The sequence below is a fragment of the Bremerella sp. P1 genome, from assembly GCF_028748185.1.
GTDB lineage: Bacteria > Planctomycetota > Planctomycetia > Pirellulales > Pirellulaceae > Bremerella.
Map to the genome: position 1 here is coordinate 4440324 of NZ_CP118164.1, position 14579 is coordinate 4454902.

The 14579-nt window shown below is 61.9% G+C and carries 18 protein-coding genes; all 18 read left to right on the forward strand.

What is annotated here, in order from left to right:
* The first annotated feature begins 50 nt into the window (after positions 1–50).
* The 18 genes from PSR63_RS18680 to PSR63_RS18760 all read left to right on the forward strand — a co-directional run bounded on the left by PSR63_RS18680 (position 51) and on the right by PSR63_RS18760 (position 14578).
* Positions 51–446, forward strand: coding sequence for a hypothetical protein (locus PSR63_RS18680; protein WP_274327194.1), 396 nt, complete (start codon positions 51–53; stop codon positions 444–446).
* Positions 436–2703 (forward strand): terminase gpA endonuclease subunit, encoded by a 2268-nt coding sequence (locus PSR63_RS18685; protein WP_274327195.1) that lies wholly within the window; start codon positions 436–438, stop codon positions 2701–2703. The genes PSR63_RS18680 and PSR63_RS18685 overlap by 11 nt, the downstream gene beginning before the upstream one ends.
* Complete coding sequence (locus PSR63_RS28235; RefSeq protein ID WP_443111049.1) at positions 2700–2894, forward strand: NrdR family transcriptional regulator; 195 nt, start codon at positions 2700–2702, stop codon at positions 2892–2894. Before PSR63_RS18685 ends, PSR63_RS28235 begins: the two co-directional genes overlap by 4 nt.
* A gap of 112 nt (positions 2895–3006) precedes the next feature.
* Positions 3007–3204, forward strand: a complete 198-nt coding sequence (locus tag PSR63_RS18690; protein ID WP_274327196.1) for a hypothetical protein — start codon at positions 3007–3009, stop codon at positions 3202–3204.
* A 2-nt stretch (positions 3205–3206) separates the two neighbouring features.
* Positions 3207–4676, forward strand: coding sequence for a phage portal protein (locus tag PSR63_RS18695; RefSeq protein ID WP_274327197.1), 1470 nt, complete (start codon positions 3207–3209; stop codon positions 4674–4676).
* On the forward strand, positions 4630–6684 hold the full coding sequence (locus PSR63_RS18700) for a phage major capsid protein (RefSeq protein ID WP_274327198.1): 2055 nt from the start codon (positions 4630–4632) through the stop codon (positions 6682–6684). Before PSR63_RS18695 ends, PSR63_RS18700 begins: the two co-directional genes overlap by 47 nt.
* Positions 6685–6727: 43 nt before the next feature.
* The gene (locus PSR63_RS18705; RefSeq protein WP_274327199.1) at positions 6728–7069 is read left to right on the forward strand and encodes a DUF2190 family protein; all 342 of its coding nucleotides are present in this window, start codon (positions 6728–6730) and stop codon (positions 7067–7069) included.
* A gap of 35 nt (positions 7070–7104) precedes the next feature.
* A complete protein-coding gene (locus tag PSR63_RS18710; protein WP_274327200.1) occupies positions 7105–7386 on the forward strand; it encodes a hypothetical protein in 282 nt (93 codons plus the stop codon).
* Positions 7387–7395: 9 nt separating this feature from the next.
* Complete coding sequence (locus PSR63_RS18715; RefSeq protein ID WP_274327201.1) at positions 7396–7992, forward strand: hypothetical protein; 597 nt, start codon at positions 7396–7398, stop codon at positions 7990–7992.
* 26 nt (positions 7993–8018) lie between these two features.
* The gene (locus PSR63_RS18720; protein WP_274327202.1) at positions 8019–8948 is read left to right on the forward strand and encodes a hypothetical protein; all 930 of its coding nucleotides are present in this window, start codon (positions 8019–8021) and stop codon (positions 8946–8948) included.
* Positions 8949–8951: 3 nt separating this feature from the next.
* Positions 8952–9338, forward strand: a complete 387-nt coding sequence (locus PSR63_RS18725; RefSeq protein ID WP_274327203.1) for a hypothetical protein — start codon at positions 8952–8954, stop codon at positions 9336–9338.
* A 1-nt stretch (position 9339) separates the two neighbouring features.
* Entirely contained in the window at positions 9340–9771 is a 432-nt protein-coding gene (locus PSR63_RS18730; protein ID WP_274327204.1) for a hypothetical protein, read from the forward strand.
* Entirely contained in the window at positions 9768–10241 is a 474-nt protein-coding gene (locus PSR63_RS18735) for a hypothetical protein (protein ID WP_274327205.1), read from the forward strand. The genes PSR63_RS18730 and PSR63_RS18735 overlap by 4 nt, the downstream gene beginning before the upstream one ends.
* Positions 10242–10256: 15 nt before the next feature.
* A complete protein-coding gene (locus tag PSR63_RS18740) occupies positions 10257–10697 on the forward strand; it encodes a phage tail tube protein (RefSeq protein ID WP_274327206.1) in 441 nt (146 codons plus the stop codon).
* An 18-nt stretch (positions 10698–10715) separates the two neighbouring features.
* A complete protein-coding gene (locus PSR63_RS18745) occupies positions 10716–11198 on the forward strand; it encodes a hypothetical protein (protein ID WP_274327207.1) in 483 nt (160 codons plus the stop codon).
* A 20-nt stretch (positions 11199–11218) separates the two neighbouring features.
* The gene (locus PSR63_RS18750; protein ID WP_274327208.1) at positions 11219–11428 is read left to right on the forward strand and encodes a hypothetical protein; all 210 of its coding nucleotides are present in this window, start codon (positions 11219–11221) and stop codon (positions 11426–11428) included.
* A gap of 3 nt (positions 11429–11431) precedes the next feature.
* Complete coding sequence (locus tag PSR63_RS18755; RefSeq protein WP_274327209.1) at positions 11432–13771, forward strand: phage tail tape measure protein; 2340 nt, start codon at positions 11432–11434, stop codon at positions 13769–13771.
* Between the two features lie 12 nt (positions 13772–13783).
* Positions 13784–14578 carry a hypothetical protein gene (locus PSR63_RS18760; protein WP_274327210.1) on the forward strand — a complete coding sequence of 265 codons (795 nt, stop codon included), beginning with the start codon at positions 13784–13786 and terminating at the stop codon, positions 14576–14578.
* The last annotated feature ends 1 nt before the right edge of the window (position 14579 follow it).

Here is a 14579-nt window from a genome sequence, read left to right on the forward strand (position 1 = left end):
CTCCGTGGTTTGGTGGTCCGCGATCCGCATCGCGATGACACACATGAGCCATGCGTTCGGAAACACATCAAGCGATCCTGGCAGCAATTCCGGAGATTCTCTTGGACCGCGAAAGGGCCGCGAAATTGGCCCGTGTCCGCGTCCTCAAGACATGCCAACGAGGAGGCGAGAAGTCAGAAACATCGCCACGTGTGGCCCCGTGTTGGCCCACACGCAAAGTCCGCGAAATGGAGCCAGCCATGTCGAATGAGAAAGGCCCCTTGGACCCGAATCGGCTGACTCCCGCGCAAGCTTCGAAGTTGCTCTCGGCAGCCGCGAAGGTGCAGATCCCAGTCGGGCAGATTGAAGAAGACATTCAAAGCGGCGCTCCAACCAATCCGGATGGAACGCTGAACCTAATGCATTACGCGGCTTGGCTCGTGAAGGGGATGGGACGTGGCAGCTGACCCGCGGAAGCTCCGGCCCAGTGAGTTGTGCCGGCTGCTCAATTCAACACCGCTAGGCGAGGTGATCAGCGAACGACAGCTGCATCGCCATCGCACGCGCGCTGGGCTACGGATCGGCGACGCCAGGCACATCGACTTGCTGCGCTACGTCGCGTGGCTGGTCGAACTGAGGCATGCACCCAAATCCGAACCCGATGGCGATTCGTACGAGAAGCTGAAAGAACGGGCCCGCGCGCGAAACGTGGCACTGGCGATCGCCGGTCGAGACATCGGCGACTTGCCAGAAGTGGTTGACCCGCAGCGGAAGGCGAAGGCCGCGAGCGACTTTCGCTACTTCTGCGAAGCCTATTTCCCGCTCACGTTTCATCTGGCTTGGTCGACCGATCACCTCAAGGTCATCACGCGCATCGAGCAGGCAGTACTGCGTGGTGGACTCTTCGCCATGGCTATGCCTCGCGGATCGGGTAAGACGACCATCTGTGAGTGCGCATGCATTTGGGCGGTACTCAACGGCCACCGGGAATTCGTCTGTCTGATCGGCAGCGACGAAGGCCACGCGATGGACATGCTCGACTCGATCAAGATGGAACTCGATGGCAACGATCTGCTACTCGAGGACTATCCGGAAGTCGTCTATCCGATTCAGGCACTCGACGGGATCGCCAACCGCTGCAATGGACAGCTCTACCAGGGACACCGGACGCACATCGGCTGGACGGCTCGCGAAGTCGTGTTGCCGACCATTCCTGGAAGCGTTGGCAGCGGCGCGATCATCAAGGTCGCTGGGATCACCGGTCGCATTCGCGGGATGAAATACAAGCGATCCGATGGCCAGACGATGCGACCATCGCTTGTGGTCATCGACGACCCGCAAACGGACGAGTCCGCCCGGTCGCTATCGCAGTGTGCAACCCGTGAGAGCATTCTGGCTGGGGCGATTCTGGGCTTGGCGGGACCGGGCAAAAAGATCTCCGGCATCATGCCGTGCACGGTCATTCGTCCCGGTGACATGGCAGACAACATCCTCTGCCGCGACAAGCATCCGGAATGGAATGGCGAACGGACCAAGATGGTCGACGCGTTTCCGAGCAACGAATCGCTGTGGCTACGATACGGCGAGCTTCGGGCAGAGAGTCTTCGCCAACATGGAGACATCCGATTGGCGACCGACTTCTACGTGGCAAATCGCGAGGCGATGGACGAGGGAGCCAAAGTCGCCTGGCCCGAGCGATACAACCACGACGAGGTGTCGGCGATCCAGCACGCGATGAATCTGAAGCTTCAAGATGAGGCTGCCTTCTTTGCGGAGTATCAGAACGAGCCGCTCCCCGAGGACACCGGCACCGACGACGAACTGACGCCCGATCAGATTGCTCGCAAGTTCAACCGCATGGAGCGTCTCGCGATACCCATCGGTTGCAACCACGTCACCACGTTCATCGATGTGCAGGCCAACCTGCTGTTCTATGTCGTGGCCGCCTGGGAGGAGGATTTCACGGGGTACGTGGTCGACTACGGCACGTTCCCCGACCAGCAGCGTCCGTACTTCACGCTCCGTGACGCTCGCCAGACGTTAACCACGGCAACCATGAACACCGGACTAGAAGGATCGATCTTCGCAGGCTTGGAATCGTTGACCGCCACACTCCTTGGCCGCGAATGGAAACGTGATGACGGCGCCATGCTGCGAAGCGAACGCTGCCTGATCGACGCGAACTGGGGATCCTCAACCGACGTGGTGTATCAGTTCTGCCGGCAGTCCGCGCACGCCAGCATCGTGATGCCCAGCCACGGCCGTTTCGTGGGAGCGTCCAGTCAGCCTTTCTCCGAGTACAAGCGTCGCCCCGGCGATCGCGTCGGCCACAACTGGCGTGTACCCAATGTCCGTGGCAAACGCGCGGTGCGGCACGTGGTCTACGACACCAACTACTGGAAGTCGTTCATTCACGCGCGGCTCGCGGTTGCGATGGGAGATCGCGGGTGTTTGTCGCTCTTCGGTACCAGCCCCGAAACGCACCGGCTTTTTGCCGACCATCTGTCCGCCGAATACCGCGTGAAGACGGAAGGCCGTGGACGCACGGTGGATGAGTGGAAGATGCGGCCGGAGCGAGCCGACAACCACTGGTTCGATTGTCTCGTAGGCTGTGCCGTGGCTGCTTCCATGCAGGGCGTCGTGCTCGGCGGTACCGAAGCGAAGCTACAGCCCGAGAAGAAACGCGTGAGCTTCGCAGCACTCCAGCGGAGGCGGCGTGCATGAATCACAAAGATCCGCCGGAGCAACCACGCGGAATCGAATGTCCCCAGTGTGGCTGCCGCCATTTCTACACGACGCACACTGAGCCTCTTCGGGACGGACGGATCCGCCGCCGGAAGTCCTGCCGGCATTGTGGAAGACGAATCGTGACTTACGAGTCACCACAAGGCATTTCCAAAGCAGCGGATCGCTAGATGTAGCACCATTCGATCGACGCACCAACTTCTTTCGTCAAATCGCAGGTCGACCGGGTAGGTCAACAGATAGGGGAGCATCGTTCCATGCTCTCCGCTGGAGTACCTGCCGATGCCTGACGACCTCTCCAATGACATTCGCCAGAATGCCCAGGGACCTGCCAAGGCCGCTGGGGACGCTGGCAGCGTCGAGCAGCACAAACTCCCGGACCAGATCGCAGCCGACAAGTACCTGGCCTCCAAAGAGGCGGCCAAGACGAAGCGGCGCGGCCTGGTGTTCAACAAGCTCGTTCCACCGGGAGCCGATTGACCGTGCTGAACTGGCTGTCCAAGCGACTGTTCTCGAACCAGAAGTCCCAAGTGCGCGGCGTGCTGCGTCACCGTGGACTGCGACTGCGCTACGACGCAGCCGTGACCACGGAGGACAACCGTCGCCACTGGGCCAACGCCGATGGCCTATCCGCCAATGCGGCCAATAGCCCAGAAGTACGCCGCGTTCTGCGGAATCGATCGCGCTACGAAGTCGCCAATAACAGCTATGCACGCGGCATCGTGCTCACGCTGGCCCACGACGTGATCGGCACCGGTCCCCGTCTCCAATTGCTCACCAGCGATGGCGAAGCCAACCGACGCATCGAACAGGCGTTCATGCAGTGGGCTCGCGCCATCGATCTTCCGCAAAAGCTCCGCACGATGCGGGTATCGCGCGCCACGGATGGCGAATCTTTCGCCGTTCTGACCAGCAACCCGCGTCTGACTACCGATATCCAACTCGACCTGCGATTGGTCGAGGCGGATCAGGTGGCGACCCCGGATCTCAATCAACTCACGGGTGACTCCGTCGATGGCATCGTATTCGACGCGTACGGAAACCCCGTCGAATACCACATCCTCCAGGGGCATCCGGGTGAAGGAACCGCCGGGATCCTTCGGGGCTACGACCGGATTCCGGCTTCCAGTGTTGTGCACTGGTTTCGCTGCGATCGCCCCGGTCAGGCTCGCGGGATTCCGGACATCATGCCGGCGTTGCCGCTATTCGCTCAGCTACGCCGCTTCACGCTCGCGGTTCTCTCCGCTGCGGAGACGGCAGCCGACTTCGCGGGCATCCTCTACACCGACGCTCCCGCCAACGGTGAAGCCGACGCGGCCGAACCCTTCGAGCCAATCGAACTTGAAAAGCGTGCGCTGCTGACGATGCCTGGCGGATGGAAGATGAGTCAGATGGAGGCCCAGCAGCCATCGACGACTTACGCAGAGTTCAAGCACGAACTACTGAACGAAATCAGCCGCTGCCTGAACATGCCGTACAACATCGCTGCGGCGAACAGCAGTGGATACAACTACGCCTCGGGTCGCCTCGATCATCAGACCTACTTCAAAGCCATTCGCGTCGAGCAATCACATCTGGAAAGCGTCGTGCTCGATCGCATTCTCGCCGCCTGGTTCGACGAAGCCGCGTTGATTCCAGGCCTTCTGCCAGCCGGTCTCGGCCCAATCGCTCAATGGTCCCATCAGTGGTTTTGGGACGGACACGAGCATGTGGATCCTGCCAAGGAGGCGTCGGCACAAGCCACGCGTCTGGCCAGTCACACAACCACGCTCGCTGACGAATACGCGCGGCGCGGTCTCGACTGGGAAACGCAACTAAGGCAGCGGGCCAAAGAGCTCGCACTGATGAATGAACTCGGGCTCACCGCTGCAGAGAGCCAACCCTCAACTTCCACGGAGGACACCGATGAAGGCGACGAAGCCGACGAAGAAGTCCCAGCCAACCGATCCTGATCAGCCAGCGACGCCAACCAGCCTCAACTTCACAGCGAATGCCGTGATCGATATCGACGCGTCGGCTGCCGGTGAAAGCGGATCGGCGCTGCCCCGGTTCAAGATGCTCGCCTACACCGGCGCACCGATGCGAGTCGGTGGTTGGCGTTATCCGGTGATCATCGACCTGGCCGGACTTTCGATCCCATCCCAGTCGCGTCCCATCCGATTCGGGCACGATCCGCTTTCGGGCGTGGGGCACACCGATGCGATCCGAATCGAGCAAGGCCAGTTGATGGCCAGCGGCGTGGTCTCGCGTGATACGCCAGCGGCCCGCGAAGTCGTCATCAGTTCCAAGAACGGTTTTCCCTGGCAAGCGTCGATCGGTGCGAGCGTCGAGGAATTCGAGTTCGTCAAGGATCGCCAGACCGTGACCGTCAATGGCCGCCAGTACGACGGCCCTCTCAATGTCGTCCGCAAAGCTTCGCTGGGCGAAATCAGCTTCGTCGATCTCGGTGCCGACGGTGCCACCAGCGCCAGCGTCGCCGCGCAATCCCCTTCAGGAGAAGAGTCCATGGATGAGTCCTCTACCGTCGACCACGACGACACCCAATCTACCAGCCAAACACCAACGGCCCCTGCGACGCCTCCGGCAAATGATCCGCCGGCTTCGCCTCCGCCTGCCGCCAGCGCCGCGGCACAGACCGCGACCACGGTCGAGGAGATTCGCGCGGCGGCCGCAGCGGAAGTCGAGCGAATCGGAGCCATCCGTCGCCAGTGCGGCGGACGTTACCCGGACATCGAAGCTCGAGCCATTCGTGATGGCTGGAGCGAACAGCGAACGGAACTGGAGATCCTCCGAATCACCCGCCCCGTCGCTCCTTCGGTTCACGTGCCTGACAACCAGATGACCAGTTCGGTCCTGGAGGCGGCCTGCATGATGACCGCCGGACTGAGCCGACTGGAAGACTTCGCCGAACCTCGCGCTCTCGATGCCGCGTCACGACGATTCAAGGGCGGTATCGGCCTGCAAGAGTTGATGCTTGAAGCGGCGTGGGCCAACGGCTACACGGGACGCACTTTCCGTGATCCGCGGGCCGTGTTCGATCATGCCTTCAGTCGCAGCGTGCAGGCTTCGTTCTCGACGATTGACCTGGGGGGCATCCTGTCGAACGTTGCCAACAAGTTTCTGCTGGAAGGCTTCTTCAGTGTGGAGCGGACGTGGCGAAACATCTGCGCGATCCGCAATGTGAGCGATTTCAAGACGGTCACCAGTTACCGGATGATCGGCAAAGAGCAGTACGAGCAGGTAGCTCCTGGTGGAGAACTCAAACACGGAACGCTCGGCGAGGAGCAGTACAGCAACAAGGCCGACACCTATGGATTGATGCTGTCGATCGACCGCCGCGACATCGTCAACGATGACCTCGGTGCGATCACTACGGTGCCTCGCAAGCTGGGACGTGGGTCGGGCCTGAAGATCAACGACATCTTCTGGTCCACCTTTATGGATAACGCCAGCTTCTTCACCGCTGGCAACAACAACTACATCAGTGGCGCCACGACGGGACTGTCGATTGATGGGCTGACCCAGGGCGAGGTCACCTTCATGGATCAGACCGACGCCGATGGTAAGCCGATCGGCGTCATGCCCGCCATCTTGCTGGTGCCCACTGCGCTCTCCGCGCTGGGATCACAGCTCTTCAAGTCGATGGAGCTGCGAGACACCACCTCCAGCACCAAGTACCCCGTGAGCAACCCGCACCAAGGGAAGTTCCGGGTCGAGGTCAGCCGGTACCTGTCCAACTCTCAGTACACCGGCAACTCGGCGAAGGCTTGGTTCCTGTTGGCCGAGCCTACCGATCTGCCCGTGATCGAGGTCGCGTTCCTCAATGGCCAGGAGGCGCCCACGATCGAAACGGCTGACGCCGACTTCAACGTGCTCGGCGTGCAGATGCGTGGCTATCACGACTTCGGTGTGGCTCTGCAGGATCCTCGCGGCGGTCTGAAGAGCAAGGGCGAAGCGTAAGCAAGCTCGACGTACACAAGCTGAAACTCAAGGAGCCTGATTCATGGCACAAGCAACTTTCATTCAAGACGGCAAATACGTCGACCACACGCCGGTCGGTGCGTTGGCATCCGGCGACGTCGTCGTCCAAGGCGATCTGGTCGGCGTGGTGGTTCGTCCGCTCGCGGCGGGTGAAGTCGGAGCCCTCGTTGTCGATGGCGTCTTCGACTTCGCCAAGGAGGCCGGCGGTGGCGTGACCTTCGCGGTCGGTGCGATCGCGTATTGGGACGACACCAACAACGTGGCCGTAGCGACCGACGGTGCCGGCGCGAACAAGCAGATCGGCAAGGTTGTGAAGGCGGCAGCCGACGCGGACGCCACCGTTCGCGTGCGTCTCAGTCAGTAGTCCCCGTCTCTGATGTTCTCCAAGGAGGAAGAACCGTGAAGCGTTCCCTGTTGATTGCTGTTCTGGCCGTTGCGGCTGCTTGTTGGATGGTGCCTTGCGAGGCCCATGCGTGTGGCCGGTTCGGGCATCGTCTGCGTGCGGTGGTTCGCGCTCCCCTGCGAGTCGCTCGCGCCCCCGTTCGTTTGGTCCGAACCATTCGCCAGCGCCGGTGCGGCTGCGGTCCGTCGTGCTACTGCAGCCCCGTTTGCTACTGCGCTCCCGCCGCGACGCTGGTCGGGGCAACGGATTGTGCGACCGGAGCCTGTCCGGCGCAGTGATTCCCACGTGTGACAAGGAAGAGAAGCGTGAAGTCCACCTTGATTGCTTTGGTGCTCGTCATGACCGCTGGAGCCCAACTCTCCAGCGGTCAATCCGTCGAGTGCCCCGATAACCGCTTGGCGGTCGACCTGCCCCGCGACATTCGGACCTGGTTTCGCAACCCGGACGGATCGTGCGTGCAGTGCTCGATCGGCATGTGCGGCGTCGATCAGAACGTGCCCGAAGCGGCAACGCTGCTGTGGGATACCGAGTACGGCCCGCGGGAGCGTGGCGGCTCGGGACCGTCGCGCGTTTCCGCCTATTGCCATCGTCGCGGCATCCGAGCGTTCAACATCACCGGATCCAACACCTGGGACTGGATGAAGTGGGCGGCTGAAACGGGGCGCGGTGCGGCGATCGGCGCTGGGACGGCGCACTTCCAGACGCTCATGGGGTACGAGCCGGAAACGGGCACTTGGTACGTCTGCAACAACAACTCTCCGACGCGGATCGACACGTACGACGAAGCGTCGTTCAGGCGGCTCCATCTGGCCAGCGGCCAATGGGTCGTGGTTCTCGATTACCCGCCGCATCCGGAGCGGCCTCAGTACTACCAGTGGTGGTGACCACCCACAGGCGAAAGGAAGTAACCATGCGATTTTTGTTTCTGGCGCTGATGGCGATCGGCTGCCTGACGACCAACGCCCTCGCCCAAAGCGATCCGCCCGAAGTGGATCAGGCGGAAGTGATGCGGCTGGGCGATACGGTCCAGCACGTGGGCGACCATGCGGCTGGCGAGGAGAACGCCGACGCCTTCATCGCGGCCATGAGTCCCCCGGAAAGCGACGCGGACAAGTGGTTCATCAGCGTGCTCTCGATGAGGGGCTGCGCCGCGTGCGAGAAGCTCAAGCGGGACTGGGCGACGAACGAATGGCTACTCGCGCTGGCCAATCCCAACGACCCGAAGAAGTCGTGGGCGCACTACAAGGTCTACGACAAAGACGACGAGAGCCAGAAGTTCCGTTGGGAGAAGATCAAGGTCACTGCCTACCCGACCATCATCGTCCAGCCTCCGCGAAGTGGCATCTACGGCGATGCGGCCACGGTTGTGTTCCAGGGCGTCTACCAAGGCGATCCCGAACGATTGGCTCGCGGCATCAGCAGCGCAATCCGTCGGTATATCGCTCGGCTGCAAACCATTCACGAAGCGGAACCTCCCGGGCTCATCGGCCAGTCCGGTCCACCGTGGCAACCGACGCCGCGAGTCGATCCGGTTCGGCCCCAGCCCAACACGCCGTTCCCCCTGTTCGACCCGACCATTCCGCCCCAACCGCCCGAGCCTGCTCCAGCGCCTGTGCCTGTTTCCACGTTTCCGTGGTCGGCCGTGCTGACGCTGGTGATGGCGGGCTTCTCGATTCCTGCAGCCATCGCCCTCGTAGTTTGGGGCATCAGTTTCATTCGGGCGCGACGCCAAGCGGCCGGCAAACCGCTGCTGCTCGACCAAGAGGCGTTTGACGAACTGGTTGCGCTCTTGCGTCAGTTGTCACAAACCCAGATCCAACCATCCTCGAGCGGGCAATAGCACATGGCTGATCTGCTCGAGAGCGGACAAGACTGGCTCGCTGGCAAGTTGAAGGCTCACGCCTCGCGTGAAGTCCTTTACCTGCGCGGCGCGAGCCAAGTCGCCGTCTCTGCCACGATCGGCCGCACATTGCTCAAGCTCGATGACGGCTATGGCGGCATCCGCATGGAGTGGACCGATCGCGACTACTTGATTCAGGCCGTCGAAATCGACTTCGGTGCCGGGCCGGTCACACCGCAGCGCGGCGACCGCATCCAGGACACAGTCGGTTCGATCGTTTCCACGTACGAGGTAGCCGCCTACGGAGGCGAGCCGCCGTTTCGCCCCAGCGATCCGTTCGGAATCGTGCTGAGGATCCACACCAAATGCATCGAACAGGAGAGCGTCTGAAATGACTGATTCGCTACTCCTGACCGTCGCCGATGGCATCGTCGAAGGGATCAACCTGGCATCGTTCAGCCAGCCGGTCACGGCGGTGCGTCATTACCAGCCCAAGTTCGATCTCAAGGAGATGGACCAACTGCACGTGAGCGTTGTGCCACGGTCGATCACCGAGAAACGATTGTCGCGAGCGCTCACTGCCTTCGACTGTGCTGTGGACATCGGCGTGCAGCAGCGAAGCAGCATGGACCAGCCGACGCTCGACGGGCTCACGGATCTGGTCGCGGAGATTGCGGAACTGCTACGAGCCAATCCGCTGTGGGGATTCCCTGAAGCCAGGCTGATTGAACTCAGCAACGATCCCGTGTTCGCCCCCGAACACCTGGACGAGTTGCGGCAGTTCACCAGCGTCGTGCGTGCCACTTACCGAGTCTGGAGGTGACCGCGATGGCGATGGTGGGATTCAACCAGAAACAGATGTTCTTCGACCGCCAGGCAGTGATCGATGCGGTGGGTCGCGCCAACGCGAAGAACCTGTCGCGTGCCGGCAGCTTCATACGCCGTGCGGCGAGGTCATCGCTACGGAAACGCAAACGCGCGTCGGAGCCGGGCCAACCCCCGAGCGTTCATACGCAGGACCGCGTGGCAACGCTCAAGAACATCTGGTTCGTGTTCGAACGCCGGCGAGCATCGGTCGTCGTGGGGCCGTTGCGGCTCAACGGATCGACCTTGCAAGGCAGCAACCGATCCACCGTTCCCGAACTCCATGAGCTTGGCGGCAGCGCCGTGCTCGAGAGTCGCAAAACCAAACGAAGACGCCGAGCCCGCTACGCGCCGCGTCCCTACATGGGACCGGCAATGAAACGCGAGCTTCCCAAGTTCGAGGGCCTGTGGGCCAACAGCGTGAAGTAACCAAGGAGGAAACCAATGGCGGTCAAACTCGGGCTTGATGCCAAGCTCTTTCACAACACCGGATCTTACGCCACGCCGACGTGGGACGAGATCACCAACGTCCGCGACCTAACGCTCAATCTGGAAGCGGGCGAAGCCGACGTTACGACGCGCGGCAACGCCGGCTGGCGAGCCACGGTCGCGACGCTCAAGGACGGGTCGATCGAGTTCGAGATGGTCTGGGACTCGGAAGATACCGACTTCATCGCGATCCGCGATGCCTTCCTCAACAAGACAGCCGTGGAACTGGCGGTCCTCGATGGGGACGTGGTCGCCTCCGGTTCCCAAGGGCTGCGTGCCAGCTTCATGGTCACCAGCTTCAGCCGCAACGAGCCGCTGGAAGAGGCGATCACGGTGAGCGTCACGATGAAGCCAACCTACTCGGCCAACCCACCAGAATGGATGACGATCCCCTAATGATGGAGTGAGTGAAGCGTGAAGACCTTCAAAGACAATGCGGATCGCACCTGGACGGTGACCGTCAACGTCGACGCAATCAAACGCGTGCGTTCGTTGCTGAACATCGACCTGATGGAAGCAGTCGAGGGGAAGCTGATCGAACGGTTAATTGGCGATCCGATTCTGCTGTGCGACGTCATCTATTGCGTGTGCAAGGAGGACGCCGACGCCAAGGGCATCACGGACGAAGAGTTCGGCCGAGCCATGGCGGGCGATGCGATCGAACTGGCAACCACGGCACTGCTCGAGGAGCTGGTCGATTTTTTCCCGCAGGGCAAGCGTCAGCTACTGAGGAAGGCGCTTGCCAAGTTGGAGACGCTCCAGGAGACGATGCTGGCGGTGGTGAGCGAGCGGCTGGACAGTCCGGAACTCGACGCACAACTGCTGGCGGAGCTGCGAAGGCTTGGCGACTCGTCTGGCGATTCGCCGGCATCCTCGGAATCCACCCCGGTCTCCTGACGCTGCGTGAACTGTGGCTGATGGCCGAGGAGCGACAACGGGATCATTGGTCTCACACGTCGCTGGTGTTGTCGGTGCTGGCGAACATCCACCGCGATCCCAAGCGAGCTGGTCGCTACACAGCCGACGACTTCAATCCATTCACCGCACGCAAGCCCGTCACCATGAAGGCGGGCGTCGGCATTTTGAAACATGTGTTCGTGGACAACCGGAAAGGAAACGCGAAATAGATCATGGCGACGGCATCGGGAATTCGCGCTGGTCGGGCGTTCGTCGAACTGTTCGTCGACGACTCACGCCTCGTGCGCGGACTCAGGCGAGCGCAGGCCAAGCTGAAAGCGTTTGGTCGCTCCGTATCCCAGATGGGCAGGCAGTTGCTCACCGCCGGGACGCTCGCCGCGACGCCGTTCGCACTCTCGGCGCGGACGTTCGCCAACTTCGAGTCGCAGATGGCCCGCGTCAAAGCGCTGACCGGGGCCACGGAAGATGATTTCGCGCGGCTGGAGAACGCCGCCAAGCAACTGGGCGCGACCACCGTGTTCTCGGCCAGCCAGGCAGCGGAGGCGATGAGCTACTTCGCCTTGGCCGGATTCGACGTCGACAAGATCCTGGGAGCGATCGGTCCGGCGCTGAACCTCGCAGCCGCTGGTCAGATTGAGATCGCCGAAGCGGCTGACATCGCCGCCAAGATCATGGCCGGAATGGGACTCTCTGCCGACGAACTGGGCAACGCCGTGGATGTGATGGCCAAGGCGATGACCACAGCGAACACCGATCTGACGATGTTGGGCGATGCCTTCAAGTTCGTGGGACCGATGGCGAAGACGGCCGGTGTGTCTCTTGAGGAAGTCACAGCCGCGATTCAGTTGCTTTCCAACGCCGGCATTCAAGGCGAGATGGCGGGCACCACGCTCCGGGGAATGCTGCTTTCGCTCACGTCCCCTTCGGCCGAAGCCGAGAAGGAACTGAAGCGACTGGGAGTTCGCGTACTCGATGGCGCCGGCAACGTCCGTTCGCTGACCGAGATCATCGCCGACCTGGAAAATGCTCTGGCAGATGCTGGTTCGGGCGAAAAGCTCCGATCGCTGGGGACCATCTTCCCCGCACGCCAAGCTGCGGGTGCCGCCGAGCTGGTATCGCAGGGCGCTGACCGGCTGCGTGAAGCCACCGAGGCACTCGGTGATTCGTCGGGTACCGCATCCCGCATTGCCGGCACGCAACTCGACACGCTCAAAGGCGATGTGACCATTTTGCTCTCGGCGCTCGAAGGCGTGGCGATCGCCATCGGCGAAGCATTCGGGACCGAACTCCGATCGGCGGTGCGCGGTGTCACTTCGTTCCTATCTGCCTTGGGAAAATGGATCGGTGAGAACCGCCAAGTCGTCCTGACCACGGTGGCCATCGTCAGCGGAATCCTTGCTGCGGGGGTCGCGCTGGTGGGGCTCGGTGGAACGATTAGCGTTCTCGCATTCGCGGCTGGTGGACTCGCCACGGCGCTAAGCGCCATTGGTTCCCTGCTGGCTGCGATTGTTTCCCCGGTGGGCCTGGTCATCGCGGCGCTCGTGGGACTGGGAGCCTACCTGATCACGACGACTGGCGCGGGAGCCGAGGCGCTCAGCTGGCTCGGCGAGAGGTTCCAGGCACTTAAAACCACGGCACTCGCAGCGTTCCAGGGGATCGGTGATGCCCTAGCAGCCGGCGATCTGTCGCTGGCGGCCAAGATCCTATGGCTGACGCTCAAGATGGAGTGGCAGAAAGGCATCAACTGGCTCGAAGCCAAGTGGCTCGACTTCAAAGGCTTCTTCGTCAGCGTCTTTCAGAACGCGGTCTACAACCTGGCGCGGTTCCTCACCGATGCCTGGGCCGGGATCCAGGTCGCATGGGTGGAGACGATCGCGTTTCTCACTGACGCCTGGACGATCTTCATCAGCGCGCTGCAGAAGGGCTGGTATCGCTTCGCCGGCTTCTTCAAGAAGGTCTGGGCCCGCGTGAAATCGGTATTCACGGACACCGACGCGGAAGCGGAGATCCAACGGATCAATGACGAGATCGCGCAGCAGGATCAGGAGATCGACCAGCGGCAGAACGAACAGATCCTAGAGCGCGATCAGCAGCGACAGCGGAGACGTCGGGAAATCGAACGGGACCGGACTGGCGCTCAAGAGCAACTCGACCAGATGCAGGCCCAGGAACAAGCCGAGCGTGAACAACGCCACCGGGCCGCTCTGGAAACCTCCGAAGACAAACTCGCCGAGGCTCGTCGCGAGTGGGAAGCAGCGCTCAAGGAAGCCGCCGAGAAGCGAGCCGCCGCAGAAGTCACGGGCGAGGACGACGGCCCGGATCGCCTTGAGCAATTCAAACAGCAGCTCTCCGAGATCGGCAACGTCGGTGGCTCGTTGGACCAGGTCGAGAACAAGTCGGTTGGTGTCCAGGGCGCATTCAATGCGGCTGCACTGCGCGGACTCGGTGCGGGCGGGCCCGCGGATCGGACGGCCAGGTCGGTGGAAGCCATGGACAAGAAGCTCGGCGTGTTGGTGCGCGAAGCCCAGCATGGCGGATTGGTGTTTGCGTAGGACGGTTCCCACATGCCTGTAACCATTGATGAGAAATTCGACAGTCGCGAGTCGACGGTGGGTATCGAAAGCCCGTCGGTCGATCTTCTCTACGTGGTTCAGGGAACGGACAACGACGCCACGGTCCGCGCTACGGTCGAATCGACGATTCCCGCGATCTATGCCGGCCTCGTGTTCCAGGACTACCACATCGCACACCAGGGCGATGGCACGTGGGATGTCTCGGTTCGCTACGGCAAGAAGGAACCAAAGGACACTGGCGACTCATCGTTCTCGTTTGACACCGGCGGCGGCACGACGCACATCACGCAGAGCCTGCAGACGATTTCCAAGCACGCGCCAGCGGGTAAGGTCGCACCCGATTTCAAAGGAGCGATCGGCGTCACGCACGACAGCGTCGAAGGGACCGACGTCACGATCCCCGTCTACAGCTTCACCGAGACACACTACATCGACATTGCGCTGGTGACCGGAGCGTACAAGGCGACTCTCTTTGGACTCACCGGCCGTGTGAACAACGCCGGATTCAAAGGGTTCGCTGCGGGTGAAGTGCTGTTCCTAGGAGCGTCGGGATCGCAGCGGGGCGAAGAAGACTGGGAGATCACGTATCGCTTTGCCGCAAGCCCGAACGTATCGGGGCTCACCATCGGCGACATCACGGGCATCAACAAAAAGGGGTGGGAATACATCTGGGTCCGGTACGCCGACGCCGAGGATGAGAAGGTCCTGGTGAAGCAACCGATCGCCGTCTACGTCGAGAAGGTTTACGACGAGGGCAACTTCGCTGGCCTGGGCATAGGGACGTAGC

Bases quoted from the DNA above. Each gene is read 5' to 3' on its own strand.
- PSR63_RS18680 (WP_274327194.1), top strand. From the start codon at position 51: ATGCGTTCGGAAACACATCAAGCGATCCTGGCAGCAATTCCGGAGATT.
- PSR63_RS28235 (WP_443111049.1), top strand. From the start codon at position 2,700: ATGAATCACAAAGATCCGCCGGAGCAACCACGCGGAATCGAATGTCCC.
- PSR63_RS18690 (WP_274327196.1), top strand. From the start codon at position 3,007: ATGCCTGACGACCTCTCCAATGACATTCGCCAGAATGCCCAGGGACCT.
- PSR63_RS18700 (WP_274327198.1), top strand. From the start codon at position 4,630: ATGAAGGCGACGAAGCCGACGAAGAAGTCCCAGCCAACCGATCCTGAT.
- PSR63_RS18705 (WP_274327199.1), top strand. From the start codon at position 6,728: ATGGCACAAGCAACTTTCATTCAAGACGGCAAATACGTCGACCACACG.
- PSR63_RS18720 (WP_274327202.1), top strand. From the start codon at position 8,019: ATGCGATTTTTGTTTCTGGCGCTGATGGCGATCGGCTGCCTGACGACC.
- PSR63_RS18725 (WP_274327203.1), top strand. From the start codon at position 8,952: ATGGCTGATCTGCTCGAGAGCGGACAAGACTGGCTCGCTGGCAAGTTG.
- PSR63_RS18730 (WP_274327204.1), top strand. From the start codon at position 9,340: ATGACTGATTCGCTACTCCTGACCGTCGCCGATGGCATCGTCGAAGGG.
- PSR63_RS18740 (WP_274327206.1), top strand. From the start codon at position 10,257: ATGGCGGTCAAACTCGGGCTTGATGCCAAGCTCTTTCACAACACCGGA.
- PSR63_RS18750 (WP_274327208.1), top strand. From the start codon at position 11,219: ATGGCCGAGGAGCGACAACGGGATCATTGGTCTCACACGTCGCTGGTG.
- PSR63_RS18755 (WP_274327209.1), top strand. From the start codon at position 11,432: ATGGCGACGGCATCGGGAATTCGCGCTGGTCGGGCGTTCGTCGAACTG.
- PSR63_RS18760 (WP_274327210.1), top strand. From the start codon at position 13,784: ATGCCTGTAACCATTGATGAGAAATTCGACAGTCGCGAGTCGACGGTG.